Raw genomic sequence first — 26,828 nt, forward strand, 5'->3', positions numbered from 1 at the left:
CTCCCGCCTTCCAGGTGGGAGCCAATGTCGTTAACCGGGTGCGGAGGCACCTGGATGTGGCGCATCCAACCTGGCAATCTTGCCATCCTCACAGAATTCACAGCTAGCATCGAAGGGGTGCTTCCAGCACCGGACATTCTCGATCAACCAAGTGAAGAGCGCTGTGGATTCCATCTTAGAAACCCTTTTCATGGCTACCGCCGACAGCAGTAGTTCCTTTGTCCAGATCCTGCTTTCTGCCGCGAGCATGCTGCTTGTCTTCGTCTCCGCGGCTCTGCTGGCGCACCGCAATGACCTGGGCTGGTGGACCCTGATTCTGGGCGTCTTCGTTGGCCCGGTCATTACCTCGATGCAGTTCGATCTACTGGGACTGATCTACGCCGTTCCGCTGCTGCTGATCGCCATCTTCGGCCTGTGGCGTTTCTCCCGCTTCGAGCTCAAGGGCAAATTCACCCGCGTGGTCACGAGCACTGCCGTGACGCCATGGTCCGCGCTCGGCCTGTTCGTGGGTTTGGTCCTGCTGGTTGCCCTGCGCTTCGGCCCGTTCCTGTTCAATGGCGGCTTCATGAGCGCAACCCCGGAAATCTGGGTCCTCTACTTCGCCGATGCGGCCATCTTCGCGTCATTTGTCATGGTTGCCCGCGGCGTGCGCGCCGGCTGGCTGGTGCTGGCCGTGGCTGCCGTTGCCGATCTGGTTGTCTACTTCCTGATCTCCCCGATGCTGGGCATGATGGGCCTGTTCGTCTTCATCGCCCTGGCCGCCGCGTACGGCTACTTCCTGTGGCGCGGCCTTCCTGCCCAGGCTGCCGAGCCGGTGCAGGTCGAGCTGGACGAGGAAGAGCTGGCCTTGCAAAAAGCCAAGCAGGCAACCATGGACAAGCTGAATGCCAAAACCGAAAAGTAGCTGAACCTAGAATGATCCCGCCCCAGTGTGAACTGGGGCGGGATCATTTTTTTGTGGCTAATTGCGCCAGCTGTCGTTCAGGTTCAGGGAACCGTCCGCATTCACGGTCGCGATGCGGTTGGCCCCTGATTCCCACGTGGCATTGCCGCTCTGGTCGTACTTGACGTACTTGTATTCGAACTGCGTTCCTGCCGGAAGGTCCACCGTTCCGCTCCAGCTCGGGTAGCTGGCAGCTGATAGCTGTGGCGCCTTGGCCGGATCCCAGCTGCCTAGTTCCGGCTGGTTGCCGACGATGCGGATGTTCTGCCCCCAGACGGTTTGGGCGGTGACCTCGACGCTGACATCAGCGGTGTCTTCGACCGGATCCGGCGTTCCTGATCCGCCATCGGATACGGCACCGATGTGCAGGGCCATGGCACCGTAGGCAGGCAGTGTCGCGGTGAACTTGCCGTCGGCGCCCACAGTGATGGTCTTCGAGCAATCGCCTCCGGACACCACATCACAATAGGTGCCAGCGGCCAGCGAGCTGGTGTATTCGCGGGTGGTTGCCGCCGAGGTGTTGTTGATGGCTACGAATCCCTTATTGCCGCGGCCGTATGCGATCTGGTTGCCGCCATCGTCCCACCAATTGCTGACAGCCGCGTCGCCGACGGCGTTGTTGAAGCCCACCATTCCGGTGATTTCATCTTGCCGCTGTTCGCAGGTCCAGGCGGAGGAGTCGCAGTCGGCATTGGGTACCGATGCGTCACTGGCGCCCGGAGCGCCTGCATCCTTGTCGGTGAACGTGTATCCGGAATACACGGTGGGCGATCCGTAAGGCCAGGAGAGCATGAAAACATTGGCCAGCAGGTACTTGGCGCCCCACTTGTAGTTCATGGATTCGCCGTTGCGTTCGGTGTCGTGGTTGGTGACAAAAACCCCGGCCCGGTCGCTGGTGAGCTTGCCGTCGCCGATGAAGCGCAAGTTGGCGATTTGCGCGTCGAAATCATGCTTGAGCTGCCGCGCATAGTCGAATTCGTGCGAGTCGCCACTGCCGAGGTATTCGCTCTCCTGGATCGGTTCACCCGACGCCCCGATCACCTCGTGGACCCAGTACACGCCGGGGTTCTTCATCTTGGATTTGATGCCTTCGAGGTCCGTTGCGGGGATGTGCTTCGAGGCATCGATGCGGAATCCGGATACCCCAAGCAAGACGAGGTCATCGAGATAGTCGGCGATGTTTTGCTGGACGTAGCTGCTGGAGGTTTTCAGATCCTGCAAGCCCACAAGGCGGCAGTGCTGCACTTGCCAGCGGTCGGCATAGTTGGTGATGTTGGTGCGGCAATCGTTGAAGTCCTGGGCCGAATACTCTGGGAAGTTGTCATCGGAGAAAGCCGAGCCTGCGGTTCCAGTACCGGTCTGCCCGGCTCCGGTCATGTGATTGACCACGGCGTCTGCGATCACTTTCACGCCTGCGTCGTTGCAGCTTTTGACCATGGCGGAGAATTCCTCGCGGTTGCCCAGTTTCGAGTCCACCTTGTAGCTCACCGGCTGGTACGAGGTCCACCATGCAGTGCCGCGCAGGTGCTCAGCTGGAGGCGAGACCTGGACGTAGCCATATCCTGCTGGACCGATGCTGGACTCGCATTCCTGGGCTACCGAATTCCAGTTCCATTGGAACAGGTTGAGGATGACATCCTTGCCGTCGTTGGATGGGGTGGCGGCTTGGGCGGGTGCTGCGAACAACGGTGCGGCGAGCAGGGCGAGCGAGGCGCCGAGTGCTGCCACCGGCTTCACCGTCCTGGCTCCGTGCCGGCGTTGTGTTGATTTGGCGCGTGATGGCAAAAGTCCCACAGAAAAACTCCTTTGTTGTGATGATCGGGCTGCGATAGCTCGACGCGACAGCGTCGGGATCGCTCAACCACACGTTCCCCATCAACGCGTGACCTGCGACACAACTGTAAGCGTTTTCTTATCTCTCTCCAATAAGTAAATTTCTGTAAATACATTAAACCCGCGAAAATGTCCGCGTAAATTGCCCTAAAATTTTTTCACTCCGCGTCAAATCTTGCCAAAATTGGAAACGCTTTCATAGATATCCGGCAAAGCTGTCCTGGCTCCGAGCACGCAAAAGGGTGGATGCCGTGGTTGACGGCATCCACCCTTGCTGAAGTTGCGTTTTAGCCTTCGAAGTTGGCGTAGGTGAGGTTTTCTTTCTCCACCAAGGTCAAGACATCGTAGGTCGCGACAATCTCATCATTCTGGTTGTGCAAGATCGCATCCCATGCGACCTCGCCATATTCATCGGTGACTCGCGGCGTGATTTTCTTGGCCGTCAGGGTCACGCGGATTGAATCTCCGGCAGCCACCGGGGTGATGAAGCGCAGGGATTCCAATCCGTAGTTGGCCAGGACCGGTCCCGGAGCAGGCTCTACGAACAGCCCCGCGGCCCAGGAAACCAGCAGGTAGCCATGGGCCACGATGCCGGGGAAGAACGGATTGGCTTCCGCGGCGGCCTGGTCGGTGTGCGCGTAGAAGGTGTCACCGGTTTCGTTGGCGAATTCGGTGATCTTCTCCAAGCTGACTTCGCGCAGGTCCGAAGCGAAACCGTCACCAATCTTCAGCTCGGCCAGCGATTTGCGGAACGGGTGGACGTTCTCCGGCTTGCCGCCGAACTTCGGGCTGCCTGCCAGCGACTGCTGGGCGCCGGTATGCCAGACTCCGCTGAGCGCAGTGATCATGTTGGGCGAGCCCTGGACCGCGGTGCGCTGCATGTGGTGCTTGACCGAGCGGATGCCGCCGAGTTCTTCGCCGCCGCCGGCGCGGCCCGGGCCGCCGTGGACCAGGTGCGGAACCGGGGATCCGTGGCCGGTGGTGGACCGGGCGGTTTCGCGGTTCAGGATGTGCACGCGCCCGTGGTGGGCGGCGATGCCTAGGGACAGGGCACGCATGGATTCGGCGTCATTGGTGCACACGGTCGCGACCAGCGATCCGGCGCCCATGGCGGCGAGCTCCACTGCCTCCTCGACGCTGCCATAGCCGATGACTGAGCTGACCGGGCCGAACGCTTCGCGCGAGTGCACGATCGGGTTGCGCGCGTCGTTCCAGCGCAGCACCACAGGCGACATGAAGGCACCGGATTCCGCTACGGCATCGGTTTCCGGAGCCACTCGTACCGCCGGGGCATCCAGCCGGCCGTAGGCCAGCTCGCCGCCGGCAGCGATCATGTCCTCGACGGCCCCGCGCACGTCGGCCAGCTGCTCCAGCGAAGCCAAAGCGCCCATGGTGACGCCCTCAACACGCGGGTCGCCGATGACTACGCGTTCATCGATGCGCTTGCCGATGGCGGCGATGACCGCGTCAACCTGAGCGGCCGGCACGATGTTGCGGCGGATGGCGGTGCACTTCTGTCCGGCCTTCGACGTCATCTCATTGACGACAACCTTGACGAAAGCGTCGAATTCAGGGGTTCCTTCCACCGCGTCCGGGCCGAGGATGGCCGCATTCAGGGAATCGGTTTCTGCCGCGAAGCGGACACCCCCGTCGATGACGTTGCGGTGCGCCTTGAGCTTGCTGGCGGTGGATGCCGAGCCGGTGAATGCGAACATGTCCCGGTAGTCCAGGTGGTCCATGATGTCGCGGGCAGATCCGGAGAGCAGCTGCAGGGATCCTTCAGGAAGGATGCCCGAATCCAGCATCATGCGCACCGCCGCTTCGGTGAGGTAACCGGTGGGGGTCGCCGGCTTGACGATTGTTGGCACGCCGGCGATGAAGGCAGGAGCGAATTTCTCCAGCATGCCCCACACAGGGAAGTTGAATGCGTTGACCTGGACAACAACACCGGCCATCGCGGTGTAGATGTGGGTGCCGATGAACGAGCCGTCCTTGCTCAGGGGTTCGGTTGGCCCATCCAGGATCACGTTGGAGTTGGGCAGCTCGCGCCGGCCTTTGGAGGAGAAGGTGAACAGCACGCCGATGCCGCCGTCGATGTCCACCATCGAATCGATCTTGGTAGCACCGGTCTTGAAGGAGACCTCGTACAGGTCCTTGCGCCGCTCGTTCAGGTACAGCGCCAGTTCCTTGAGCTTGAGCGCGCGCTCATGCAGGGACAGCTTGGCAAGTTCCCGCTGGCCGGTCTCTCGGCCGTAGGCGACGGCGCCGGCGACATCAAGGGGTTCCTTGGTGACGGTGGCGAGCAGCTCGCCTGTGTTGGCGTCGAGGACTTCGGTACCTCCCTCGGCTGCTGGGGTCTGCCATTGGCCGGCAATGAAACTTGGTACTGCACCAATCTGGGCTGTCGTCATCGACGCAATTCCTTTCTGAACGGTCGGTCAGTAATAGTGTTAACCATATCAGCATTGGCGTGATCGACGACACCTGAATGACTGCGCAAGAGAACGAGGTGAGGCGCCAGCGCCGACAACCGGCCGAAGCTCGCTATCGGCTGGCCCAGACACCCAGCTCGTTGCCGGAGGGATCAGTGAAATGCAGCCGGCGACCGCCGGGGAAGGGATAGGCCGGCTGGTCGAGCCATCCGCCAGCGGCCTCGATGGCGCGCGCCGTGGAATCCAGGTCGTCGGAATACAGCAGCACGAAGGGCCCGCCAACAGGCCGCGGCTTGTCGGACAGCAGCAGTCCCCCGGACTCTTCAGTGCTCGCTTCCGGCATGAGGATGCCAGCGTACCGGTCACCGTAGTCGATGAACTTCCAGCCGAAGGCGGCCGCGTAGAAATCCGTTGCCGCCTGCAGGTCGGTGACGGTCAGTTCAACATAGTTCAAGGCATGATGCCGCGGTATTCCATCCATTCCCCGAGCCTACAGCGCGGCTGCGGCGCTGTCATGGGATATTGAGTCGAGCCAGCGCCTGGACAGCGGACAGGCTGTCCTCGCTCAGGCCTTGGCCGCGCAGGTAGTCCTCCGCAGAGCCGAGCCAGTCCAGGAACTTCTCCAATTCGGCGGCGCGGCTGCTGATGATAGCCTCCAGCTCACCGGCAGACTGGTGGGACTCATGGGGGTGCTTGCGCGGCGAGACCCGATGCCATTCATTGATGCCGCGCACCGCCGCTTCGTCCTGCGCCAGGATTTCGTCGCGGAGCCCGGCCAAATCCAGCAGCAGCGTCGCCACTAGGCCCGAGCGGTCCCTCCCGGCGGAGCAGTGGATCACCGCTCCGCTGCGGGTTGCCGCCAGATTCTCGAAGACCGCCACCAGCTGATCCCCGAATTCCTCGCAAACCAGCCGGTACATCCCGGTGTGGTTCATATACGGGACCGCGACCGCTTCGAAACGCTCGTTACCTGGGGATTCCAGCGGGAGATTGATCAGCTCGATACCCCGCATGCTCGGCTCGGCAACCACCGGGTCATGTTCGCGGCGCCTGATCTCGCTCGGGTTGCGCAGGTCGATGATCCGGTCAATGCCGTCATCCTGCAGCTGCCGCCACCCCTGGTCGGTCAGCCACTCGTGCCTGCCCATGCGGTAGAACGCCCCGCAGACATGCCGCGCATTGACGGCTCCGTTCCATTCCAGATCTCCGGCTTGCTTGCGGTAATTCAGGCTTTGGTTCATAGGCCCATTGCAACACATCGCTGGCATGTTGTAGAGTTTTAGTCATTGACAAACGTCAATCAGTCTAGCGAAGGAGGGGTAACGATGATTGCTTTCCGCCTATACCCGTCACTCCCCACTACTTCCAAGGACTATTTCCAATGCATTACCCCGCTGGCCTCGCGGCCGCACATTCACCACTGATCGATGCCGGCTCCGCAGATGCCGATGAGCAACTGAAATTCAGCAAGCACAAGCCTGTCTGGAACGAATCCGATACCGGTGAACCGGATGACGGCCAACGGTACTCGACGTGGCCATTTATCGAAAAGGGGTTGCGCGGGCCGAAGCCGTATCCGCACTGGCTCATCGAAGACGCCGCCGCTATTGACACGGAGCTGGGAATCCTGAAAACCGGCAAGGAAGGCGATGTCTTCCTGCTGGAACGTGCCACCGAAGATCGCAGCAGCCTTCTGGCCGCAAAGCGCTACCGTTCACGTGAGCAAATGCAGTTCAGCCGTTCCCAGGCCTACAGCGATGGGCGCTCCGCACGGCGTTCGCGTGATAACCGCGCCATCCGCAACAACTCCACCTACGGCAAGCAGGTGGCAGCGCTGCAGTGGGCCAACGCCGAATGGACCTACCTGTTGCGCTGCTACGAGGCGGGAATTCCAGTCCCTTATCCGGTGCAAATCGACGGCACCGAAATCCTGATGGAGTTCATCGCCGATCCCGAGGACCAGCATGCGGCGGCTCCGAGGTTGCAGCAGCTCTCGCGCTTTGATCCGCGCCTGCCAGCGCTGTGGGACCAGCTCGTCGACGCGTTGGAGAGGTTTGCCGGACTCGGGGTCGCCCACGGCGACCTTTCGGCATACAACCTTCTCGTATCCGGCGAACGCCTGGTGGTGATCGATGTTCCGCAGTGCGTCGATCTCGCCGGCAACCCGAACGGTTTGGACTTCTTGCATCGCGATTGCGTGAATCTTTGCGAGTGGTTCGCTTCCAAGGGACTGCCCAATGACCCGGATGAGTTGTTTTCTTCGTTGCTGAGCCATCTGTTCTGAGCCGGCGCTTGCCGACCACCGGTTTGTACGCCCACTGGGCTCAGACAGGCAGCACCGCACGACGCCAGGTGGTGTTGTCGCCGATGGCAAAAGCCGTTCCAGGCCAGGAGTGCGGTGATATCCGGCCCGGCCAGCCGCCGAGCTCGTGAATCAGCGTGCTTGCGCTGGAGGCTCCCATGGCCAGGCAAATGAAGGCGTCGGCCTCTCTGTCCTTTCGCCGCGTGAGCTCGAAGTGGATTCCCATCTGGCGCTGGTCCCGTGCAATGCCTTGATTGGCGCGCATATGGGCTTAGCCGAAAGCACCGTCACGAGCTATCTGGCGCCGGCGGCGCGGAAGCTGGTCGCCACGAATCGCTTCGATGCGGTGCTGCGTGCGCGCCACAGCGGCTTGATCGCCTGAAACACCTGCCGGAACGCGAAAAGGGCTGCATGCGCAGCCCTTTTCATCGATGTCCTACCAGGTATAGAAGCCCTGCCCGGTCTTGCGGCCCAGCTTGCCCTCGGCCACCAAGTCCTTCAGGATCTGCGGCGGAGCGAAGCGCTCCCCCAGCGTCTCATGCAGGTACTCTGCAATGCCCAGCCGCACGTCCAGACCGACAATGTCGGTGGTCTTCAGCGGGCCGGTGGGGTGCTTGTACCCGAGGACCATCGCATTGTCGATGTCTTCGGCGCTGGCGACGCCTTCCTCGACCATGCGCATCGCTTCCAGCGCGATTGCCACGCCCAAGCGGGATGATGCGAAGCCCGGAGCGTCATTGACCACGACCGCGGTCTTGCCCAAGCCTTCAACCCAACCGCGCGATGCACCCACCAGCGCTTGGTCGGTCTGCTTGCCGATCACGACCTCGATCAGGGTGGAAGCCGGGACCGGGTTGAAGAAGTGCAGGCCCAGGAAGTTCTGCGGACGCTGCAATTCCTCGGCCAGTCCGCTGACCGACAGCGACGAGGTGTTGGATGCGAGCACGGCATCGCTGCCCAAGGCCTGCTCCACCGCTTGCAGCGAGGAGACCTTCAGATCCCAGATTTCGGGGACTGCTTCAATCACCAGCTGCGCGCTGGCGAATTGCCCGTAATCGGTACTGGTGGAGAAACGAGCCAGCAGCTCTTCGCGGCTTTCGCTCACCCCGCCGCGGGCGATCGACTTGTCCACTGATGCTGCCACGCGCTCATAGGCGGCCTGCGCCGACTCGCTGTCGCGTTCGACAACCGTCACCGAGCTGCCGCTGATCAGGAACGCGTGGGCGATGCCGGCGCCCATGCGCCCTCCGCCGAGCACGCCCATCTGCTGCGGCAGTGCGCCGGAGGTGAAGCTGGTCTGTGCACTCATGCTTACTTCTTCTTTCGATCTAGGAATGCTTGCATGCGGTCGAATTTTGCCTGGGACTCGAACAGCATGCCCTGGGCCAAGGTGTCGATGACCGGGTGGACTTCGCGGGGAGTATGGAAGACCGACTTGGTGATCCGAACCGCCAGAGGATCCTGGGCTCCGATGCGGTCCGCCAAGGCGTCGGCCGCCGCATCCAGCTCGGTGGCGGGATGCAATTCGGTGACCAGGTTGGCGGCCAGGCACTGCTCGCCGGTGAGCACCTTGCCGGCCAGCAGGATTTCCTTGGCCAGCGGTTCGCCGACCAGCTCCTTCAGCCGCCAGGTGGCGCCGGCCGCGGCCATGATGCCCAGGTTCGTTTCAGGGTTGCCCATGCGCAGCTCGGGGGTGCCGATGCGGAAGTCCGCGGCATAGGCCAGCTCGGCACCGCCGCCCAGCGCGAAGCCGTCGAGGGCTGCAATCACCGGCATCGGCAGCTTGGCGATCCTGTCGAAGATGCCCGAGTTGATCCCGGCGAGCGCATCATCGCGACGGCGTTCGCGCAGCTGGGCAATGTCCGCGCCCGAAGCGAAGATGCCTTTGCGCCCCTTGGGGTTGGCTTCGCTCGGCGCTTCTGCGGGGGTGCCGGCGATGATCAGGATCTTGGGGTTCTTCTCCAGGTAGGCGCAGATGGCGTGCAGCTCGTCGACCATGGCCTGGTCGATGGCGTTGCGCACATCCGGCCGGTGCAGGCGCACCCAGAGCCGGTCATCGGTTTCCGACAGCTTGAGGGTGGTGAATTCGCTGTTCAAATCGCTCATGCCTAGACGCCTTCCAGCAGGATGGCGGTGCCCTGGCCGACGCCGACGCACATGGTGGCCACGCCCAGCTTGCGCTGCTCGGAAGCCAGTTCGCGTTCCATGCGGCCCAGCAGGGTGATGACAATGCGCGAACCGCTGGAACCCAGCGGGTGGCCCAGCGAAATGGCGCCGCCGTCGCGGTTGACGATTGAGGCGTCTACGCCCAGCTCGCGCATGCTGGCCAGGGACTGGCTGGCGAAGGCTTCGTTGATTTCCATGGCCCCGATCTGCTCGATGCCCACGCCGGCGCGTTCGAGGACCTTGCGCGTCGCCGGAACCGGTCCCATGCCCATGATCTCCGGTTCCAGGCCCGCGGCCTGCCCGTCGACGATACGTGCTCGCGGGGTCAGGCCGTACTTCTTGATGGCGCGTTCGGAAACCACGAGGATCGCCGAAGCTCCGTCGTTCAGCGTCGAGGCGTTGCCGGCGGTGACCACGCTGCCGCCCTTGACTACTGGGCGCAGTCCGGACAGCACATCCATGGTGGTGCCAGGCCGAGGCCCTTCATCCGTATCCACGATGGTGTCGCCCTTGCGGCCCTTGACGGTCACCGGAACGATTTCATCGCGGAAGCGCCCAGCTTCGATGGCGGCGATGGCCTTGGCGTGGGATTCGACGGCGAACTGGTCGCAGTCCTCGCGCGAGATGTTGTAGACCCGGGCGACTTCCTCGGCGGTTTCCGGCATGGAGAACGTGGCTTTGCCATCGCGGGCGTACTCCCCGGAAAGGAATTGCGGGTTGGTGAAGCGCCAGCCGATGGAGGTGTCGAAGGTTGCCCCCGGCTTGGCGAAGGCCTTGGCCGGCTTTTCCATGACCCAGGGAGCCCGCGACATGGATTCGGTGCCGCCGGCGACGACGATGTCGGCGGCACCGGCCTTGATCATATGGCTGGCCATGGTGATGGCGCTCATGCCGGAGGCGCAGAGGCGGTTGACCGTGATGCCAGGAACGGTGATGGGAAGTCCTGCCAGCAGCGCAGCCATGCGGGCCACGTTGCGGTTCTCCTCGCCGGCGCCGTTGGCGTTTCCGTAAATGACTTCATCGATGTCTGCCGGGTCGATGCCTGCGTCGTCGATGACGCGGCGGATCGTCAGCGCAGCCAGGTCGTCGGGGCGCACAGCGCTGAGCGTCCCTCCGTAGCGGCCTACCGGCGTGCGTGCTCCACCTACGAGAAATGCCTCGGTCATTTGTGCTCCTTATGCCGAAATGGTTAGTGACCCTCAACACCTAAACTTACCGACCATTCGTTCAATAATAAAGTCGCGGATCGCCGCTTTTTCACAATTGAACATTTTCAGGCCTGCTATTCCACGTGGCCAGCCCACAGGCCAACTACCGTTTTATCCGCGAACCCTCGGAACCAAATCCATGTCAGTGCTTGATTTTGCAGAATGATTCGAATAGCCTCTGGTATTTAACCGACTCCGGGAAACCCTCGGATCGTGGACCGCGGCCAAGGCGATGAATTTCTATCTGGCCCTTGGGCGATCGGTCGACGGAAAGCTGAAAACAACGGAGCAGCAATGCAACCGGAACATAGCCAGCCAAACGACAACTCGAATTCTCATAGTTTCACACCCGACCTGGACCACGACATCGGCCCGGACATGAACACGCAGGAAGGCCGGCAAGAAGTTCGCAAGGCCACTGCCGCCTCGGCCATGGGCAACATGACCGAATGGTTCGACTACGGTGTCTACGCCGTAGCCGTCACCTACATCACCGCCCACTTCTTCCCCACCGAGGGCGGCACCTTCATGGCCCTGGCCACCTTCGCCCTCTCCTTCCTGGTCCGCCCGATTGGCGGCCTGGTCTGGGGCCCGCTGGGCGACAAGCTGGGCCGCAAGAAGATCCTGGCCCTGACGATCATCATGATGTCGCTGGCCACCTTCCTCATCGGTGTCCTGCCCACCTATGAAGCCATTGGCGTCGCAGCCCCGATCCTGCTGGTGCTGCTGCGCATGGTCCAGGGCTTTTCCACCGGTGGCGAATACGGCGGCGCGGCAACCTTCATGGCCGAATACGCGCCGGACCGCAAGCGCGGCTTCTTCGGCTCCTTCCTGGAATTCGGCACCCTGGGCGGCTTCGCCCTCGGTACCGCGGTAATGCTGGCCCTTCAGCTGATGCTCGGCGAAGAAGCCATGATGGCCTATGGCTGGCGCATCCCGTTCTTCCTCGCCTTGCCCATGGGCCTGATCGGCCTGTACCTGCGTAGCAAGCTGGAAGACACCCCGGTCTTCCAGGAGATGGAAGAGGCCGGCGAAGCCCAGCAAGGCGGTTCGCTCAAGGAACTGGTCATGCAGTACTGGCGACCGATGCTGACCATGACCGGACTGGTCATCGCGTTGAACGTCGTCAACTACACGCTGCTCAGCTACATGCCGACCTACCTGGAAACCCAGCTGGGGCTGAGCTCCAGCGCATCGCTGGCCACCATCCTGATCGGCGAAGTCGCCATGATGGCGGTCATCCCGTTCGCCGGCTCGCTCTCCGACAAGGTGGGACGCCGTCCGATGTGGTACGCCTCGGTGATCGGCCTGTTCGTGCTGGCGCTGCCGATGTTCTGGCTCATGGGCCAGTCCTTCGCCTGGGCCATTGTCGGCTTCGCTGTGCTGGGACTGTTGTACATCCCGCAGCTGGCGACCATTACCGCGACCTTCCCGGCGATGTTCCCCTCGCAGGTGCGCTTCGCGGGCTTCGCGATCACCTACAACGTCGCCACCGCCATCTTCGGCGGTACCGCCGCGATGGTCAACGAAGCGGCAATCGATTCCACCGGCTTCCTGCTCTTCCCTGCGATCTACATGATGGCAGCTTGCGTCATCGGCGCGATCGCCATCAAGTTCATGCCGGAGACCGCCGGAGCCTCGCTGCGCGGGACAGAAATCCCCGATGCCCTGGACACCGGCATCTTGGCCACAGTGCAACAGGACGAAACCCGGACGTCCTGAGCCAGCACAGCACCAAGGGGGCGCATCTGCAGTGCAGATGCGCCCCCTTGGTGCTTGGTGCCGAAAGCCCGGCGGCTAGAAGTCGATGCTCGACCGGGCGTGCCTGCGGGCGAACCGCCAGCCGACCCACAGCAGCACCGCGAACAGCGGAATCGTCGCGATCGTGTACAGCCCTACCGGGAATACCTCGCCGTTCTCCCCGGTCAGCGTATCGAAAGAAATCAAGACGGTGATCACCAGCAGGGAAATCAATCCGATCCAGCCGGTCATGGGCGAACCCGGCATGAGCAGCGAGGACACAGCGCCCTTTTTCTTGCGCAGCATCAGCTGGCATCCGAAAATCGAGGCCCAGGTGAACAGCACACCAATGGATGCGGTGTTCAAGGCAAGGTCGAAGGCGAAGGAATCGCCAAGCCAGATGTTCAGGATGACGCCGGCAAGATAGACCACGCCCACGGTGATGATGCCGGCTGAAGGCACAAAGTGCTTGTTCATCCTGGAAAGCCACTGCGGGGCATGCCCGTTGCCGCTCATGGTGCGCAGGATGCGGCCGATGGAGTACAAGCCCGAATTGCAGGAGGACAGCGCGGCGGTAATCACCACCAGGTTCATGACGCTGCCCACCCAGCCCAGGCCCATCTTCTCGAAGACCGTGACAAACGGGCTGACCCCGGATTCATACTCGTTCCAGGGCAGCACCATGGCCAGCAGGGACACGCTGCCGACATAGAAGACCAGGATGCGGACGACCACGGCGCGGATTGCCGAAGGAACTTCCTTTTCCGGGTGCTCCATCTCGCCGGCGGCAATGCCCACCAGTTCAATGGCGTTGTAGGCGAAGATCACCGAATTCAGGACCAGGATGCTGACGAAGAAGCCGCGCGGGAACATGCCGCCCTCGCCGTTCTCATCGCCGATGAACAGGTTGGCCACCGATGCGGTGTGCTCTCCGACCTGGGCGTTAGTCACCACCATGTAGGTGCCCACGGCCAGGAACAGCAGGATCGCGGCAACTTTGATGCAGGCCGCCCAGAACTCGAACTCCGCGAACGCCTTGGCGCTGAACAGGTTGATGGCCACCAGCAGCAGCAGCGCGCAGAATGCGGACACGGTCACCGGGACATTCGGGAAGAAGTACTGGAAGTACAGCCCGATGGCGATCAATTCGGCGATGCCGGTCATGATCCAGTTCAGCACGTACATCCATCCGGAGACGAAGGCGCCCTTCGGGCCGAAGAGCTCAGCGGCGTAGGAGACGAAGGAGCCTGAGGTCTGGCGGTACATGATCAATTCACCCAGGGCCCGCATCAGCAGGTAGGCCAGCGCACCGGCCACCAGATAGGACAGCACCAGTGCCGGCCCGGTCGAGGCCAGCCGCCCGCCGGACCCCATGAACAGCCCCACGCCGATGGCTCCGCCGATCGCGATCATCTGGACGTGGCGGCGGCTCAGGGATTTCTTGTAGCCCTCGGCGCTGATTTCCGGGGCTGCCGGTTGATGCTGGGCAGATGGCATAGATGAACTCCTGACCTACGGAAGCGTTGAATGGATCCGTGCAAAATCGCGAAATGAATCCGGTGACTCACTGGGTGGTCCAAGGCTTCGAGGCGGGGATTCCGTGCGCAACCGCCAGTCGGGCCGTGAAGAGTCTACTCCCCCTTTCTTAGAGTTCGGGACGAAACCGACTAGCATTCATAGGGTGAGTAGCCTGAATAATTCCGCATTGCCCGAGAAGGTCTCCGATGTCTTCGATCCAACGCGCTGGCGCGTGGTCGAGGGATTCGACTTCACCGACATCACCTACCATCGCCAGGTTGAGCGAACCGCTGATGGCAGCATCGTGCGCGACCTTCCCACCGTGCGCATCGCCTTCGACCGCCCCGAGGTGCGCAACGCCTTTCGCCCGCACACCGTGGACGAGCTGTACCGCGCCATGGACCATGCCCGCATGACCAGCGATGTGGCCACCGTGCTGCTGACCGGCAACGGACCATCGGAGAAGGACGGCGGGCACGCTTTCTGCTCCGGCGGCGACCAGCGCATCCGCGGCCGCGACGGCTACCGCTATGCCGAGGGCGAGACCCGCGAGTCCATCGACCCGGCACGTGCCGGACGCCTGCACATCCTGGAGGTCCAGCGCCTGATGCGCACCATGCCAAAGGTTGTGGTGTGCGTTGTCAATGGCTGGGCTGCCGGCGGCGGGCACTCGCTGCACGTGGTCTCGGATTTGACCATCGCCTCGAAGCAGAACGGCAAGTTCAAGCAGACCGACGCCACCGTCGGCTCCTTCGATGCCGGGTACGGTTCGGCGCTGCTCGCCCGCCAGGTCGGGCAGAAGACAGCCCGCGAAATCTTCTTCCTCGCCCGCGAGTACTCGGCCGATGACATGGTCCGCATGGGTGCGGTCAACGAGTCGGTGGATCACGAACGCCTCGAAGAGGTGGCGTTGGAGTATGCAGCCGATATCGCGCGCCAGTCCCCGCAGGCCATCCGCATGCTGAAGTTCGCTTTCAACCTGGCCGACGATGGCCTGGCCGGACAGCAGGTCTTCGCAGGCGAGGCCACCCGCATGGCCTACATGACCGACGAAGCAGTGGAGGGGCGCGACGCGTTCCTGGGCAAGCGCGACCCGGATTGGTCCAACTACCCCTACTACTTCTAATCCAGCGCGGAGAAACGAGGACCGGATATGGACGCACAACTCGCTGAACTGCTCGCGGCCCTGGCCAAGGCGGCCAATGACGAGGGCCCGGCCATTGAGGTGCTGCTCGATGAGCGCAGCCCCAACGGATGGCGCATCGAGTACCTGGCCCCAACGGACTTGCCGGGTTTCGAGCAGCCCATGGCGGTAGTGCGGACCTCCGGTTCCACCGGCCGGGCCAAGCGCACGGTGCTCAGCGTTTCGGCGTTGGCATCCAGCGCGCAGGCCACGGCCGAGTTCCTCGGCTTCGAAGGCCAGTGGCTATTGGCCCTGCCGGTGCACTACGTGGCGGGCCTGAGCGTGCTGACCCGTTCCTTGTTCGCCGGCACCAAGCCAGTGGCCATGGACACCAGGGGGAGCTTCTCGGCCACGGCTTTCACCGAAGCGGCCAATCAAATGGTCGAGTCCCGCCGGATCACTTCGCTGGTGCCGACCCAGCTGGCCCGGCTGCTGGACAACCCGGCTCCGGAAACCCTGCAGGCGCTGAAGCGCTTCGATGCCATCCTCCTGGGCGGGGCACGAGCCAGCCGGGATCTGCTGACCCGCGCCCGGCATCACGGGCTGAAGATTTTCCAGACCTACGGCTCCTCGGAAACCTCCGGCGGCCTGGTCTACAACGGCACCGCGCTTCCCGGCGTGCAGCTGGCCGAGCATGAGGGACGCATCTGGGTTTCCGGACCGATGCTGGCCGACGGATACGCCAACGCCCCCGAAGCCACGGCCGAGCACTTCGTTGAACGAGATGGTGCGCGCTGGTATGTCACCGATGATCTGGGCACGGTTGACGGACAGCGCTTGAAGATCATCGGACGCGTCGATGACGTGATTAATTCCGGTGGCATTAAGCTTTCGGCATCGAAGATCGAAGGGCTGCTGGAGGAATTCTTTACGCAGGCAATCGTGGTTCCGTTGCCCGATGCGCAATGGGGCCAAAGCGTGGGCCTGGCCTATTCGGGCCCGACCAGCACCGCCGATGCCTTTGACGCGGTGCGCCGGACCCTGGGCAAGGAGGCTGTGCCAAAGCACGTGCGCCACTACCCCCACGGCTTGCCGCAGTTGCCCAACGGCAAGTTCAACCGGCGGCTGCTCATCGAGGAACTGGGCATTCGCGACTAGCCTCAATTCGCCTTGCACGGCTAATCGCGGGAAACTAGAGGGTACGAGTTTTCACTTGCCCTGAAAGGACAGGAAGTGGCCACACTTTCCCAATGGGTTTCCGGAGCGCGCTTGCGCACCTTGCCCATCGTCATTGCCCCGGTCGTCATCGGCACCGCGGCCGCGCTCGGTGAAACCGGAACCATTCACTGGATCCGTTTCATCTTGGCTCTGCTCGTGGGCCTGCTGCTCCAAGTGGGAGTGAACTACTCCAACGACTACTCGGATGGCATCCGCGGCACCGATGACGAACGCGTCGGCCCGCTGCGCCTGACCGGTTCCAAGCTCACGGAGCCGAAGAACGTGCGCAATGCCGCTTTCGGGTGCTTCGGGTTGGCCGCCGCCTTCGGCCTGATCCTGGTTATCCTTTCCTCAGCCTGGCCGCTGCTGCTGGTCGGCGTTGCCGCGATCTTTGCCGCCTGGGGCTACACCGGCGGCAAGAACCCCTATGGCTACCGAGGTCTGGGCGATATCTACGTCTTCATCTTCTTCGGCCTGGTTGCCACCCTGGGCACCACTTTCACCCAGATCAACCAGCTGACCATGGCTTCACTGTGGGGTGCCATCGGCACCGGGCTGATCGGCTGCGCCCTGCTGATGGCCAATAACGTGCGCGACATTCCTACCGACAAAGAGGTGGGGAAGATTACCTTGGCGGTACGCCTTGGCGAACACAACGCCCGCCTGAGCTATGTGCTGATGCTGGCGGCAGCCATCCTGCTGCCATTGCTGGCCACCGGCGACTTCCCGTGGATGTGGCTGATCCTGATCACCTTCATTCCTGCGGCGGCGCCATCGCTGCTGATGCTTCGCGAGCAGCGGCTTCCCAAACTGGTGTTGGTGCTCAAGCAGACCGGCATTGTGAATATGGTCTACGCGGTGCTCTTCGCCCTGGCGATCGCCATCGAGGTTCTAGCCTAGGCTCCAGCAGTGACTGCATAAGACGATGGGCTGGCCGGATCATGCGATCCGGCCAGCCCATCTCGTTAATTGCCGTGCCGGCCAGGGTGGTTGGCTGGGCCATGCAGTTCTCGATTGACCTGCGTAGCGGGAACTACTCGGCGTGAGGCGTCTGCTTGCGCTGCGATTCGTCGAATTCATCCTCGACAGCTTCGTCGTCCAGCTGCTTCTTGGTCTTGTTGGCCGAGGTCTTGTTGAAGGCATTGCGGATATCTTCGTTCGCCCGTAGACGAAGTTTGTTGAAGAAAAGGTAGGCCACCGCGAAGGCCACGATGAGGCCAATAATTCCGGAAACGAAGATTGGCCACCTCAGACCCCACCAGAGGCCCAGGAAAACGGCGAGGAATACGCCTAGGCGGATAACGGTATATTTCACGAACTGCATAGTCTTAAGTCTACCGATGAACCTGTGAACAGGATTATCACTAGAATGGAAGCATGGTCCGCATTTTAATTTTCGCCGCAGTGGTTTCGGTTGCTTTGACGATCTACACCCTGATCGAATGCGCTCGTGCAGAACGCAGCCGCATACGTTCATTGCCTAAGCCTGCGTGGTTCGCGGTCATCATCCTGCTACCGCTCGTCGGAGCCGGTTTGTGGTTCCTCCTGGGGCGCCCTGCAGCATCTCATGATGCCCCGGCGCAGAAGTCCATGGCTCCGGACGATGACGAGGATTTCCTGCGCCAGCTGGAGATCTGGCGCCGCCAGCAGCAGCGTGAAGCCGACCTGAAGGCGCGTGAGCAAGACCTCACCAAACGCGAGGAAGCGCAGAAGGCCGACGACGCGAAACCAGCCAAGCCGGAGGCCAAGGAGCCAAAGCCCAGCGCGGAGCACGAGAACAACCCAGAAGGCTCAGACAGCGCTTCGCCTGACTCCGAATAGCCCTCTCGACCTGCCGGGGTTCCCGGCAACCAGCCCAGCACGCCTAGCCAGCGCAGCTGGGCTTTATTTGTGCCCTGGAGCCCCGGGGCAACCGTGTGGCCGGACACTAGCCCCGGACCGCTTCTCCGGGCTCCGGACGGGCTCAATGGGCCACTTGCAGGCTACTTGCGCCTCAGCTGGACACGGCGCCCTGCACTGCGCGGTTAAAACGCTGCGAGCGGCCTCCCCTGAAAGGGAAACCGCTCGCAGTGCCGATTTCTTTTGGGTCTAGACTCCGGCGTAGGAGTGCAGGCCGTCGAAGAAGATGTTCACGATGGTGAAGTTGAAGACCACGCACAGGAAGCCGATGATGGACAACCAGGCCGAGCGTGGACCCGTCCAACCGCCGGTGGCGCGTGCGTGAAGGTAGCCTGCATAGACCACCCAGATCACGAAGGACCAGACTTCCTTTGGATCCCAACCCCAGTAACGGCCCCAGGCGGCTTCAGCCCAGATCGCTCCGGCGATCACGGTGAAGGTCCACATCACGAAGGCGATGGTGTTGATGCGGTAGGCGAAGTTCTCCAGTGCGCCGGCGCCCGGCACCACGCGCATGAAGGGCAACTTGTCCTTCTGGCCAGCGGCCAGGCGGTTCATGCGGGCATGCTGGATCAGCTGCAGCACGTTCATGGCGAAGCTGATGGCGAACAGCGCCGAAGCCAGCACCGCGATGGAAACGTGGATGACGATCCATGGCGACTGCAAAGCGGGAACGAGGTGGCCCACCGGTGTGGGGAAGCCGATGGTGGCACCGCACAGCATCAAGGTCACCAGGCCGGAAATGAAGGATCCCATGAAGCGCAGGTCCTTGAAGATCAGCACCAGCAGGTACACCAGGGCCACCAGGAAAGCACCGGTCGACAGGAACTCGTACATGTTGCCCCACGGCACGCGGTGCGCTGCCATTGCCCGGGAAACCACTGCGCCGCCGTGCAGGACCGCTGCCAGCCACATCAGCACCACGGCAATGCGCGCCATCGGACGCTTGGATGACAGCTGGGTGTATTCCATCTTGTCGGTCACGATGTGCTCGCCGACGTTATCGGCACGCGCGGCGGCACCCCTGCTGGCACGGGCCTTGGTGCCTACCGCGGCACTGCCGGCGCTGACCAGCAGTTCCTCGTCGCGCTTGAGCGCCTGGGAATCCATTTCGCTGATGGACTTGTTGGTTTTTGCCAGGTCCAAGGCGAAAATGATGAAGACGACCCCATAGACCATGGCGGCCAGCAGCATGAACAGCTGGCTGTATTCACCCAGCGTTTCATTAATAGGCGCTAATGCCCCTGCGTTATCCATTTACGGCTCCTTGGTTCTGCTCCTGGCTTGCCAATGGCCAAGCCTTGTCAAAGATCTTTTGTAGTTCTGCGGCTTCGCGTTCCAGACGCGGATCTTCGCCACGTGCCAGCAATGCGTATTCGATACTACGCTTGCCGTCCTCATTCTTCAGCTTCACCCAAACGCGGCGACGCGGGGTGAACAGCGAGATCGACAAGCCGATCAACGCCAGAGCCGAAGAGATGCCGATCGGCAGCTTGCCCGGGTCGTGGTTCACGTCCAGTGCGACATAGCGCTTGAGGTCGTCGAAGGTGATCGAGCCCTTGCCGTCGGGCAGCTCGTAGGTCTGTCCGGCTTCGAGGATGATGCCGCCGGCATCCAGATCACGGCTGTTCAGCGGCTCCATCTTGTCGGTGTCCAGCACGAACACGTTCTGCGGGTTGCCGTCGTCCAGTCCGAGATCGCCGAAGTACGAGTTCAGGTGCAGCTGCGGGTTAATGGCGTTGGGGTCGCCGGAAATGCCGAAGCCGTTCTCGTCCACCAGCGCGGTGGGAAGCAGGAAGCCCTGGAAGCCCAGCTGCGAAGGTTCAGCATCCGGCACCTTCAGCACGAACATCGAGGTGTAGACCGAGTCCTGCGGGATGGAGACCGCCGGGCCGGAGTAGGCGACGTTGCCGTTGCCGTCCTTGACGGTAATCACCGGCGCGTAGCCGTTGCCGACCAGGTAGACGTCGGCGCCCTTGATGCGCAGCGGGTGGTTGACCTTCAGTTCCTGCTTCACAGGCTCGGCATCGGCCGATTCGCGCACCTGCACGTGGGCGGTGAAGTCCAGAGGCTGGCCGAAGTGGGATTCGGATTCGCGGTCGAAGACAATATCGAACTTGTCCAGGGTCACTGCGTAGCCAGGGAGGTTATCGGCATTGAAGTTCGTGCCAGGGGTGAAGGAATCATAGGCGACCAGCGAGTTCACGAAGGTTTCCCCCTCGACCACCACACGCTGCCCGGTGTAGCCCAGGGAGCCGCCGATCGCCGCGGAAGCAAGGACGCCCACCAGCGAGATGTGGAAGAGCAGGTTGCCGATTTCGCGGGTGTACCCGCGCTCAGCGGCCACCGAGGCACCGGTGGCATCCTCGCGGCGCTCGACGCGGTAGCCGCGCTTCTTCAGGATCCTGAACGCATCATCGATGACCTGCTGGTCATCGGGCGTATCGGCTTCGCCTTCAAGAATTTCATGCGTGCTGTACTGGGGCAGGCGGTCCAGGCGCGCCGGGGTCCGCGGTGGCGGGGTGCGCAAGGCCTTGGCGTGCTTCTTCACACGCGGGAGGATGCAGCCGATCAGCGAGATGAACAGCAGGATGTAGATCGCGGAGAACCACACCGAGGAGTACACGTCGAACATCTGGAAGCGGTCCAGCCAGGGGCCAGCGGTGGTGTGCTGCTCCAGATACTGGGCGACAGATTCGGGGTTGGCATCGCGCTGCGGGAAAATCGAGCCCGGCACCGCAGCGACAGCGAGCAGCAGCAGCAGGAACAGTGCTGTCGGCATCGATGTCAGCTGGGTCCAGATCCAGCGCATGGAGCCCACGAATCCCAGGGCAGGCACGTCGCCGGTTCCCTTGGACTTCCGTTGTTTTTTCGCCATTAAATTGGCAACCTCACTTCATTGGCAAACCAGTTTTGCAGTTCTGCTACCCATGTTCCCCAGAGCCCTGTCACCATGACCAGGCCCAAGGCGATGAGCAGTCCCCCGCCCAAACGCATGATCAGTACTTGGTGCTTGCGGAAGAACGCCAGCGCCTGCATGCCGCGCTGCAGACCCATTGCGATCAGGATGAAGGGCAGGCCCAACCCGAGGCAATAGAACACGGTCAGCAGGGTTCCGCGGCCCACGTTCGCGTCCACTCCGGTGGACATGATCAATACCGCGCTCAACGTCGGTCCGATGCACGGCGCCCATCCCAACCCGAAGGTCAAGCCCAGCACCGGGGCGCCCCACAAGCCGGCAGGCGGTTTCTTATGGATCTTGCGGTCCCGCTGCATCCAGGAGAATCCGCCCATGAAGACGATGCCCATGAAGACCACGACCAACCCCAACGCCTGGGTGACCCAGGAGCCGTTGAACCTCAGCCATGCGGACGCCTGGCTGAAGAGCACGCCGGCGGCAATGAAGACCACAGAGAATCCCAGGACAAAGAGCAGCACGCCGGAGACGACCCGGCCGCGGCGGTGGTCCTTCAAATCTGCGCCAGTCAATCCGGTGACGTAGCCGAGATAGCCCGGCACCAGCGGAAGGACGCAAGGCGAGAGGAAGGAGACCAATCCGGCCAGCAGGGCCACTGGTGCGGCCAGGAGCAACGACCCGTCCAGGACGATGTCGGCAAAGGGATTAGAGGTCACTGCTCAGCTCACAACTCTTCGGTCAGAGCGGTGCTGATCAACGATTTGAGAGTACCCGGCTCCACCGCACCGATCACGCGGGCACGGACACGTCCCTTGCGGTCCAGCACCAGCGTGGATGGAACAGCCTGCAGCGGCACGTACTTGGTCATCGCCAGCTGGATCGCCCCGTCAGTGTCCTGCACGGACTCGTAGGGAATGTCGAAGGTGCGTTCAAAGGCCTTCGCGGCTTCGGCTTCGTCGCGTACGTTGATGCCGATGAATTCGACCTTCTCGCCGAACTCTTCGGCAATTTCCTTCAGATCCGGCGCTTCGATGCGGCACGGTGCACAGGCGGCATACCAGAAGTTCATGACGACCGGCTTGCCCTGCCACTGCGTGAAGTCGATGTCCGTGCCATGGTACGTGGTGGCCTTGATGGCCACCGGTTCGCTGCGCTTGGAGACTTCGTATTCTTCCACTGCACCGTCGCCGGCAATGTAGTTCTTGCCGTCGCCGCTGTTCGCTTGCGCGGTCAGCGCATCTTCCTTGCCGCTGCAGGCAGCCAGCGGCACCACGGCGGCGGCAACCATCAGCGATCGCAGCATGGTACGGCGGCTCAACGGGCGAGGATTAGGCACGGGATCAGTCATTTGCTTTAGGCTCCAGGGATATTCGCCGCGCCGGCAAGCAGCTCGGGGCACGGTTCGGTGTAACGCACGGAGACCAATTCGTCTCCCTCAAAATCAAAGCTGGTGATGGATGCAAGGGTGCACTCGCGCTGGCGCGGATCATGCCACAGACGCTTCTTCTCGGCGGCTCGGCGCGTCACCCAGATCGGCAGCTGATGGCTGACGATGATGACCTCGGAGCCTTCGCCGTGTTCGGCGACCGCTGCCTTGCGATGCTCGTCCATGGCCAGGCGCATGCGGGCTACCTGCTCGACGTAGGCTTCACCCCATGAAGGCTTCAGCGGGTTGACCAGCAGTGGCCAATACTTCGGCTGGCGCAGGTGCTCTGCGACCTTGGACAGGCCCTCGAGCTTGTTGCCCGCTTCAATCACCCGTTCGTCGGTGTGGATCTGCAGGTCCAAGGCCTTGGAGGTCGGCGCGGCAGTCTGCTGGGCACGCAAGAGCGGAGAGGCTACCAACCGGACCACGTTGCCGCCTTCGGCCTGGCGCTTGGCAAAATATTCGCCTGCCCCATCGGCCATCTGGAATCCCAGTTCCGAGAGCCCGAAGCCGGGGATCCTGCCGTAGAGCATACGGTCAGGGTTGAAAACTTCCCCATGGCGCAACAAATGGACAGTCGATAATGGCATGATTCCAGTGTCTCAAATATTCGGTGCAAATTAGCCATATTGTGGCCACCGTCAACTATTCACAGGACACGCATTGGAATCCCATATGGAAAAACCATCCTTTCGGAGGGGTTGCTCACAATGACCTGCCACTACGCTTGGTAAATAAGATAGTTCGACCCAGAAGGATGCATGATGAGCGACTACGATCCTAACCAGCCGGGCCAGCCCTATAACCCGAACCCTTCGGGCCAGAGGTCATCGCAGAACCCTTACGGTGAAAACCCCTACGGCCAGCAGCCCTCGCCCTATGGCCAGAACCCGTACGGCCAGAATCCGAATCCCTACGGGCAGCCGCAGGCTTCGGGCTACGACCAGTATGGCCAGCAGGGCGGCTACGCTGGCGTGCAGCCGCCGACCGAGCGTCCGCGGACCTTGGCCATCGCCTTTGGCTTGATCTTGCTCGCCGGCATTTTCAGCGCCCTGGCCAGCTGGCTGATGGCCAACTCCAACATGATGGCGAACATGATTGGCCAGCAGTGGTCCTTGGTCCAAGAAGAGTTCGAGAAGCAGATGCAGAGCACTCCTGGCATGGAGCAGGATCCGCTGGTCGAGCAGATGATGGCCAGCCCTGAAGCGTTCATGTCCCAGGTCAATTCCATGATGTCGAGCTTCGTGATTGTCGGCATGGTCATCACCTTGGGCCTGTACTTCCTGGTGGGCTTCTTCGTTGGCCGCGGCGTGGGCGCCATGCGCATTATCGCCACGATCCTCGGTGCAATTTCGCTGCTGAACCTCGTGACGACCGTTCCAATGATCAGCATGTTCGCCGACACCCAGGCCGGAATCATCAATGCCGTCTACGTTGTGGGCATCTTGCTGGGCGTTGCCGGCGTGGTCTTCTCCTGGCTGCGCCCGTCCTCGCAATACATTGCGCAGCGCCGCCAGGCCCGCCTCGCGGGCTTCCGCTAAACCCCTGGCCTTGCAGCTTCGCTAGGCCCCGCAAGAACAGTCAAGGCGTAGCCGCGTCATCCCATCGGAGGATGATGCGGCTACGCCTTTCTGCTTGCCGGAGTTTCAGCCTTGGACGGCGAGGTAGGCAAGGATCTGCAATTCGGTGGACAGGTCGACGCGCCGCAGATTCATTCCCGCTGGTACGCGCAGCGGCTTCGGCGCGAAGGAGAGCACCGAGCGGACCGACAGCTCGGCCAGTTCGTAGACCAGATCCTGCGCGGCTTCTCCGGGGACGGCCAGGACGGCAATGTTGATTTCCTCGCGTTCCACGACAGCAGCCAAGTCCGCGATGGCTTCCACATGCAGTTCGCCAACTGCGCTGCCCACCAGTGCAGGATCGACATCCAGAATCGCCTTGACGTTGAAGCCGCGAGTCTTGAACCCTGCATAGCCGCTGAGCGCCCGGCCGAGGTTGCCTGCGCCGAGAATGGCCACACGCCAGTCCTGGTTCAAGCCAAGTGTGCGGCTGATATGTTCTGCCAGCTCGCGGACCACATAGCCCACACCGCGGGTTCCGTAGGATCCCAACCAGGAAAGGTCCTTGCGCAAGATGGAGGGGTTAACGCCGGCTTCCTTGGCCAGCACACCGGAACTGGTGCGTTCCAGGCCTTGGGCTTCCAGGGCGTTCAGCGCGCGCAGGTATTGGGTTAGTCGAGCCAGCGTGGCCTCAGGCAGGACCCGGGCTTCAAGCTCTGACATCTTCGTTCTCCCGCACTTTTCGGTGCTCTGGACGAGCACAACGCATATTCATGAATTCCGCCGCGGCTAGCTGCGCAGCAGCCGTTCGAGACGCTGTGCGTCGATGTGCCAGAAGTCGCGGACTGCTCCGTCGATGAGCAGCACCGGCACTTCTTCGTGGTGCTTTGCCAGCAGTTCAGGGTGCTGGTCGATATCGAGTTCGGAAAACTCCATATTCAGCCGTCCAGTCACCTCGGCCACGGTTGCGCGTGCGGCGTGGCACAGGTGGCAGCCTTCTCGAACCAATAGCTGGATCTGATGCAAAGTACTCACCTGCCTATAATCTCACGAGCCGTAACCACGCTTAAACTTGGCGATGAAATAAACTGGATCAAATGCCTTCCATCGATCCACACCCCAGCCCGAATTCCGCCCTGGCGCCGGAAACGGTCGCCGCTTTTTTCGATGTCGACAACACACTTGTGCGCGGCGCCTCGCTGTATCTGCTGGCCCGCAAGCTGCATGAGCGCCGTTTCTTCCAGTTCCGCGAAATCCTCTGGTTCGCGCTCAAGCAGCTGCGCTTCGCCGCCCGAGGCGAGCACCTCGGGGACATCCACCAGATCCGCGACCGTGCATTGATGATGGTTCGCGGGATTCCGGTGTCAGAGATCGAGAAGATCGGCAACGAGATCTATGACGAATACATCGAACCCAAGCTGTGGACCGGGACGGTAGCCATTGCCCGCCAGCATCGGACGGTGGGGCGTGAGGTCTGGCTGGTCACTGCCACTCCCCTGGAAGTGGCGAATGTCATCTCAGATCGCCTGGAACTTACCGGCGCACTGGGCACCGTAGTGGCCAGCGAAGACGGTTTCTACACCGGAGCGCTGGCCAGTCCGATCCTGCATGCTGCGGAAAAGGCCCAGGCCGTGCGCTCCCTGGCGAAGGCTCGCGGAATCTCGTTATCGAAGTCCTGGGCGTACTCGGATTCCTACAATGATGTTCCCCTGCTTGAAGCCGTGGGCCATCCGGTGTGCATCAATCCCGATGCACGGCTGCGCGCCTACGCCAAGCGCCGCGGCTGGCAGGTCTATGACTTCCGCACCGGCCAGCGGGCCGCCAAACTGGGCCTGAAGGCCGCTGGCGTCCTTGGCGCGCTCTGGGCTGCCCGGCGTTCATTCGTGCGCCGTTCCGGCTCTTAGGCGGGCGTTGAGCGGTTTTGGATAAAGCAATCGCCACCGTTCAGCAGTATCACTGTGAAGCGGTGGCGATGATTGCCAAGCGGCAAACGCTCAGAAGCAGATTTACTTCTTGTTGCGACGCTGGTGGCGGGTCTTGCGAAGCAATTTGCGGTGCTTCTTCTTCGACATACGCTTGCGGCGCTTCTTGATAACAGAGCCCATAGTGGTTCCTCACAAACTAAATAAATGCGTCAACCCCAAACGCCTGCTTGCGCGCGAGCACAAGGACAAGGTTGACCGGACGTTAAACGTTCCTTAACAGATTACCCGCTTTTCGGCCATGCTCTGACCATCGCGCGGACTATCGACCGTAGGAACCGGTACCGTGCTGCGGATCAATGGCCGCGGCATTCAGATATGATTCCACGGCGTTTTCCGGAACACGATAGGAGCGACCGAACTGAACAGCTGGCAGATCACCGGCGTGGATCAGCCGATAAACGGTCATTTTGGAAACACGCATCATGTCGGCGACTTCGGCCACAGTCATGAATCGGGCTCCGGCAAAATTCTGTTTATCCGTCATGCGGGATATTCTCCTGACGCTGATCTCTAATTCGTCGCGTTATTTTAGCGAAGATGAACTTACACGACTTTGGAT

At 62.0% G+C, this 26,828-nt stretch carries 28 protein-coding genes; 10 read left to right on the plus strand and 18 right to left on the minus strand.

Annotation, left to right across the window (positions count from 1 at the left end; all coding sequences use genetic code 11):
- Positions 1–190: 190 nt before the first annotated feature.
- Complete coding sequence (locus F0M17_RS12035; protein ID WP_143180981.1) at positions 191–904, plus strand: nicotinamide mononucleotide transporter; 714 nt, start codon at positions 191–193, stop codon at positions 902–904.
- A 57-nt stretch (positions 905–961) separates the two neighbouring features.
- On the opposite strand, the gene F0M17_RS12040 is transcribed toward F0M17_RS12035, so the two are convergent.
- The 4 genes from F0M17_RS12040 to F0M17_RS12055 all read right to left on the minus strand — a co-directional run bounded on the left by F0M17_RS12040 (position 962) and on the right by F0M17_RS12055 (position 6,449).
- Positions 962–2,737 (minus strand): carbohydrate-binding module family 20 domain-containing protein, encoded by a 1,776-nt coding sequence (locus tag F0M17_RS12040; protein ID WP_246857057.1) that lies wholly within the window; start codon positions 2,735–2,737, stop codon positions 962–964.
- 326 nt (positions 2,738–3,063) lie between these two features.
- Positions 3,064–5,187 carry a phenylacetic acid degradation bifunctional protein PaaZ gene (gene paaZ / locus F0M17_RS12045; protein ID WP_121867160.1) on the minus strand — a complete coding sequence of 708 codons (2,124 nt, stop codon included), beginning with the start codon at positions 5,185–5,187 and terminating at the stop codon, positions 3,064–3,066.
- 133 nt (positions 5,188–5,320) lie between these two features.
- Positions 5,321–5,689 carry a VOC family protein gene (locus tag F0M17_RS12050; protein WP_149597166.1) on the minus strand — a complete coding sequence of 123 codons (369 nt, stop codon included), beginning with the start codon at positions 5,687–5,689 and terminating at the stop codon, positions 5,321–5,323.
- Positions 5,690–5,720: 31 nt separating this feature from the next.
- A complete protein-coding gene (locus F0M17_RS12055) occupies positions 5,721–6,449 on the minus strand; it encodes a tyrosine-protein phosphatase (protein WP_223308760.1) in 729 nt (242 codons plus the stop codon).
- A gap of 140 nt (positions 6,450–6,589) precedes the next feature.
- On the opposite strand from F0M17_RS12055, the gene F0M17_RS12060 reads away from it, so the two are divergent.
- Both F0M17_RS12060 and F0M17_RS12065 read left to right on the plus strand, forming a co-directional pair.
- Positions 6,590–7,492 carry a serine protein kinase RIO gene (locus tag F0M17_RS12060; RefSeq protein ID WP_066140929.1) on the plus strand — a complete coding sequence of 301 codons (903 nt, stop codon included), beginning with the start codon at positions 6,590–6,592 and terminating at the stop codon, positions 7,490–7,492.
- 145 nt (positions 7,493–7,637) lie between these two features.
- Positions 7,638–7,892, plus strand: coding sequence for a LuxR C-terminal-related transcriptional regulator (locus F0M17_RS12065; protein WP_149597167.1), 255 nt, complete (start codon positions 7,638–7,640; stop codon positions 7,890–7,892).
- A 54-nt stretch (positions 7,893–7,946) separates the two neighbouring features.
- Here F0M17_RS12065 and F0M17_RS12070 read toward each other — a convergent pair whose 3' ends face one another.
- From F0M17_RS12070 to F0M17_RS12080, 3 genes are read right to left on the minus strand one after another with little or no spacing between them, the layout of a single operon-like run.
- Entirely contained in the window at positions 7,947–8,819 is an 873-nt protein-coding gene (locus F0M17_RS12070; RefSeq protein ID WP_038992296.1) for a 3-hydroxyacyl-CoA dehydrogenase family protein, read from the minus strand.
- Positions 8,820–8,821: 2 nt separating this feature from the next.
- Positions 8,822–9,616 (minus strand): enoyl-CoA hydratase/isomerase family protein, encoded by a 795-nt coding sequence (locus F0M17_RS12075; protein WP_149597168.1) that lies wholly within the window; start codon positions 9,614–9,616, stop codon positions 8,822–8,824.
- Positions 9,617–9,618: 2 nt separating this feature from the next.
- Positions 9,619–10,842 carry a thiolase family protein gene (locus F0M17_RS12080; protein WP_073705847.1) on the minus strand — a complete coding sequence of 408 codons (1,224 nt, stop codon included), beginning with the start codon at positions 10,840–10,842 and terminating at the stop codon, positions 9,619–9,621.
- Positions 10,843–11,178: 336 nt separating this feature from the next.
- Between F0M17_RS12080 and F0M17_RS12085 the strand changes: the two genes are divergently transcribed.
- Positions 11,179–12,606: an MFS transporter gene (locus tag F0M17_RS12085; RefSeq protein ID WP_210416642.1), complete on the plus strand. Its 1,428-nt coding sequence runs from the start codon at positions 11,179–11,181 to the stop codon at positions 12,604–12,606.
- A gap of 75 nt (positions 12,607–12,681) precedes the next feature.
- Here F0M17_RS12085 and F0M17_RS12090 read toward each other — a convergent pair whose 3' ends face one another.
- A complete protein-coding gene (locus F0M17_RS12090; RefSeq protein ID WP_149597169.1) occupies positions 12,682–14,121 on the minus strand; it encodes an amino acid permease in 1,440 nt (479 codons plus the stop codon).
- A 184-nt stretch (positions 14,122–14,305) separates the two neighbouring features.
- Here F0M17_RS12090 and F0M17_RS12095 point away from each other — a divergent pair, with 184 nt between their 5' ends.
- The 3 genes from F0M17_RS12095 (at position 14,306) to F0M17_RS12105 (ending at position 17,383) form a co-directional block, all read left to right on the plus strand.
- Positions 14,306–15,268 carry a 1,4-dihydroxy-2-naphthoyl-CoA synthase gene (locus tag F0M17_RS12095; RefSeq protein WP_174787668.1) on the plus strand — a complete coding sequence of 321 codons (963 nt, stop codon included), beginning with the start codon at positions 14,306–14,308 and terminating at the stop codon, positions 15,266–15,268.
- A 27-nt stretch (positions 15,269–15,295) separates the two neighbouring features.
- A complete protein-coding gene (locus F0M17_RS12100) occupies positions 15,296–16,423 on the plus strand; it encodes an AMP-binding protein (protein WP_149597170.1) in 1,128 nt (375 codons plus the stop codon).
- 75 nt (positions 16,424–16,498) lie between these two features.
- Positions 16,499–17,383 carry a 1,4-dihydroxy-2-naphthoate polyprenyltransferase gene (locus tag F0M17_RS12105; protein WP_121867166.1) on the plus strand — a complete coding sequence of 295 codons (885 nt, stop codon included), beginning with the start codon at positions 16,499–16,501 and terminating at the stop codon, positions 17,381–17,383.
- A 133-nt stretch (positions 17,384–17,516) separates the two neighbouring features.
- Here F0M17_RS12105 and F0M17_RS12110 read toward each other — a convergent pair whose 3' ends face one another.
- Positions 17,517–17,807, minus strand: coding sequence for a DUF4229 domain-containing protein (locus tag F0M17_RS12110; protein WP_038992302.1), 291 nt, complete (start codon positions 17,805–17,807; stop codon positions 17,517–17,519).
- 53 nt (positions 17,808–17,860) lie between these two features.
- On the opposite strand from F0M17_RS12110, the gene F0M17_RS12115 reads away from it, so the two are divergent.
- Positions 17,861–18,304 carry a PLD nuclease N-terminal domain-containing protein gene (locus F0M17_RS12115; protein WP_121867167.1) on the plus strand — a complete coding sequence of 148 codons (444 nt, stop codon included), beginning with the start codon at positions 17,861–17,863 and terminating at the stop codon, positions 18,302–18,304.
- 267 nt (positions 18,305–18,571) lie between these two features.
- Here the strand turns inward: F0M17_RS12115 and ccsB are convergent, their stop codons facing one another.
- The 5 genes from ccsB to F0M17_RS12140 are packed head-to-tail and all read right to left on the minus strand — an operon-like array spanning position 18,572 to position 23,315.
- Positions 18,572–19,639: a c-type cytochrome biogenesis protein CcsB gene (gene ccsB, locus F0M17_RS12120; protein ID WP_038992305.1), complete on the minus strand. Its 1,068-nt coding sequence runs from the start codon at positions 19,637–19,639 to the stop codon at positions 18,572–18,574.
- Entirely contained in the window at positions 19,632–21,260 is a 1,629-nt protein-coding gene (locus F0M17_RS12125; RefSeq protein WP_038992306.1) for a cytochrome c biogenesis protein ResB, read from the minus strand. The genes ccsB and F0M17_RS12125 overlap by 8 nt, the downstream gene beginning before the upstream one ends.
- Complete coding sequence (locus F0M17_RS12130; RefSeq protein ID WP_073705841.1) at positions 21,260–22,015, minus strand: cytochrome c biogenesis CcdA family protein; 756 nt, start codon at positions 22,013–22,015, stop codon at positions 21,260–21,262. The genes F0M17_RS12125 and F0M17_RS12130 overlap by 1 nt, the downstream gene beginning before the upstream one ends.
- 8 nt (positions 22,016–22,023) lie before the next feature.
- Positions 22,024–22,647, minus strand: a complete 624-nt coding sequence (locus tag F0M17_RS12135; RefSeq protein ID WP_038992308.1) for a TlpA disulfide reductase family protein — start codon at positions 22,645–22,647, stop codon at positions 22,024–22,026.
- A 5-nt stretch (positions 22,648–22,652) separates the two neighbouring features.
- On the minus strand, positions 22,653–23,315 hold the full coding sequence (locus tag F0M17_RS12140; protein ID WP_038992310.1) for a histidine phosphatase family protein: 663 nt from the start codon (positions 23,313–23,315) through the stop codon (positions 22,653–22,655).
- A gap of 171 nt (positions 23,316–23,486) precedes the next feature.
- Between F0M17_RS12140 and F0M17_RS12145 the strand changes: the two genes are divergently transcribed.
- Positions 23,487–24,266, plus strand: a complete 780-nt coding sequence (locus F0M17_RS12145; protein WP_210416643.1) for a hypothetical protein — start codon at positions 23,487–23,489, stop codon at positions 24,264–24,266.
- A 105-nt stretch (positions 24,267–24,371) separates the two neighbouring features.
- On the opposite strand, the gene F0M17_RS12150 is transcribed toward F0M17_RS12145, so the two are convergent.
- Together F0M17_RS12150 and F0M17_RS12155 are read right to left on the minus strand one after the other, a co-directional pair.
- On the minus strand, positions 24,372–25,046 hold the full coding sequence (locus tag F0M17_RS12150) for a redox-sensing transcriptional repressor Rex (RefSeq protein ID WP_223308761.1): 675 nt from the start codon (positions 25,044–25,046) through the stop codon (positions 24,372–24,374).
- Between the two features lie 27 nt (positions 25,047–25,073).
- Positions 25,074–25,319, minus strand: a complete 246-nt coding sequence (locus tag F0M17_RS12155) for a glutaredoxin family protein (protein WP_307723203.1) — start codon at positions 25,317–25,319, stop codon at positions 25,074–25,076.
- Positions 25,320–25,381: 62 nt separating this feature from the next.
- Here F0M17_RS12155 and F0M17_RS12160 point away from each other — a divergent pair, with 62 nt between their 5' ends.
- The gene (locus F0M17_RS12160; RefSeq protein WP_038992316.1) at positions 25,382–26,188 is read left to right on the plus strand and encodes an HAD family phosphatase; all 807 of its coding nucleotides are present in this window, start codon (positions 25,382–25,384) and stop codon (positions 26,186–26,188) included.
- Positions 26,189–26,290: 102 nt separating this feature from the next.
- Here the strand turns inward: F0M17_RS12160 and F0M17_RS12165 are convergent, their stop codons facing one another.
- Both F0M17_RS12165 and F0M17_RS12170 read right to left on the minus strand, forming a co-directional pair.
- Positions 26,291–26,389, minus strand: coding sequence for a 30S ribosomal protein bS22 (locus F0M17_RS12165; protein WP_005504750.1), 99 nt, complete (start codon positions 26,387–26,389; stop codon positions 26,291–26,293).
- A gap of 139 nt (positions 26,390–26,528) precedes the next feature.
- A complete protein-coding gene (locus F0M17_RS12170) occupies positions 26,529–26,753 on the minus strand; it encodes a helix-turn-helix domain-containing protein (protein WP_013349804.1) in 225 nt (74 codons plus the stop codon).
- Positions 26,754–26,828: the final 75 nt, after the last annotated feature.

The sequence above is a fragment of the Glutamicibacter sp. ZJUTW genome (assembly GCF_008370855.1).
Taxonomy (GTDB): domain Bacteria; phylum Actinomycetota; class Actinomycetes; order Actinomycetales; family Micrococcaceae; genus Glutamicibacter; species Glutamicibacter nicotianae.

Excerpts from the sequence above, each read along its gene's own strand:
- F0M17_RS12090 (WP_149597169.1), bottom strand. The coding sequence starts at position 14,121 with ATGCCATCTGCCCAGCATCAACCGGCAGCCCCGGAAATCAGCGCCGAG.
- F0M17_RS12135 (WP_038992308.1), bottom strand. The coding sequence starts at position 22,647 with ATGACTGATCCCGTGCCTAATCCTCGCCCGTTGAGCCGCCGTACCATG.
- F0M17_RS12050 (WP_149597166.1), bottom strand. The coding sequence starts at position 5,689 with ATGGATGGAATACCGCGGCATCATGCCTTGAACTATGTTGAACTGACC.
- paaZ (WP_121867160.1), bottom strand. The coding sequence starts at position 5,187 with ATGACGACAGCCCAGATTGGTGCAGTACCAAGTTTCATTGCCGGCCAA.
- F0M17_RS12170 (WP_013349804.1), bottom strand. The coding sequence starts at position 26,753 with ATGACGGATAAACAGAATTTTGCCGGAGCCCGATTCATGACTGTGGCC.
- F0M17_RS12165 (WP_005504750.1), bottom strand. The coding sequence starts at position 26,389 with ATGGGCTCTGTTATCAAGAAGCGCCGCAAGCGTATGTCGAAGAAGAAG.
- F0M17_RS12115 (WP_121867167.1), top strand. The coding sequence starts at position 17,861 with ATGGTCCGCATTTTAATTTTCGCCGCAGTGGTTTCGGTTGCTTTGACG.
- F0M17_RS12035 (WP_143180981.1), top strand. The coding sequence starts at position 191 with ATGGCTACCGCCGACAGCAGTAGTTCCTTTGTCCAGATCCTGCTTTCT.
- F0M17_RS12075 (WP_149597168.1), bottom strand. The coding sequence starts at position 9,616 with ATGAGCGATTTGAACAGCGAATTCACCACCCTCAAGCTGTCGGAAACC.
- ccsB (WP_038992305.1), bottom strand. The coding sequence starts at position 19,639 with ATGGATAACGCAGGGGCATTAGCGCCTATTAATGAAACGCTGGGTGAA.
- F0M17_RS12060 (WP_066140929.1), top strand. The coding sequence starts at position 6,590 with ATGCATTACCCCGCTGGCCTCGCGGCCGCACATTCACCACTGATCGAT.
- F0M17_RS12145 (WP_210416643.1), top strand. The coding sequence starts at position 23,487 with ATGATGAGCGACTACGATCCTAACCAGCCGGGCCAGCCCTATAACCCG.
- F0M17_RS12070 (WP_038992296.1), bottom strand. The coding sequence starts at position 8,819 with ATGAGTGCACAGACCAGCTTCACCTCCGGCGCACTGCCGCAGCAGATG.
- F0M17_RS12055 (WP_223308760.1), bottom strand. The coding sequence starts at position 6,449 with ATGAACCAAAGCCTGAATTACCGCAAGCAAGCCGGAGATCTGGAATGG.
- F0M17_RS12080 (WP_073705847.1), bottom strand. The coding sequence starts at position 10,842 with ATGACCGAGGCATTTCTCGTAGGTGGAGCACGCACGCCGGTAGGCCGC.
- F0M17_RS12125 (WP_038992306.1), bottom strand. The coding sequence starts at position 21,260 with ATGGCGAAAAAACAACGGAAGTCCAAGGGAACCGGCGACGTGCCTGCC.
- F0M17_RS12160 (WP_038992316.1), top strand. The coding sequence starts at position 25,382 with ATGCCTTCCATCGATCCACACCCCAGCCCGAATTCCGCCCTGGCGCCG.
- F0M17_RS12100 (WP_149597170.1), top strand. The coding sequence starts at position 15,296 with ATGGACGCACAACTCGCTGAACTGCTCGCGGCCCTGGCCAAGGCGGCC.
- F0M17_RS12140 (WP_038992310.1), bottom strand. The coding sequence starts at position 23,315 with ATGCCATTATCGACTGTCCATTTGTTGCGCCATGGGGAAGTTTTCAAC.
- F0M17_RS12110 (WP_038992302.1), bottom strand. The coding sequence starts at position 17,807 with ATGCAGTTCGTGAAATATACCGTTATCCGCCTAGGCGTATTCCTCGCC.
- F0M17_RS12085 (WP_210416642.1), top strand. The coding sequence starts at position 11,179 with ATGCAACCGGAACATAGCCAGCCAAACGACAACTCGAATTCTCATAGT.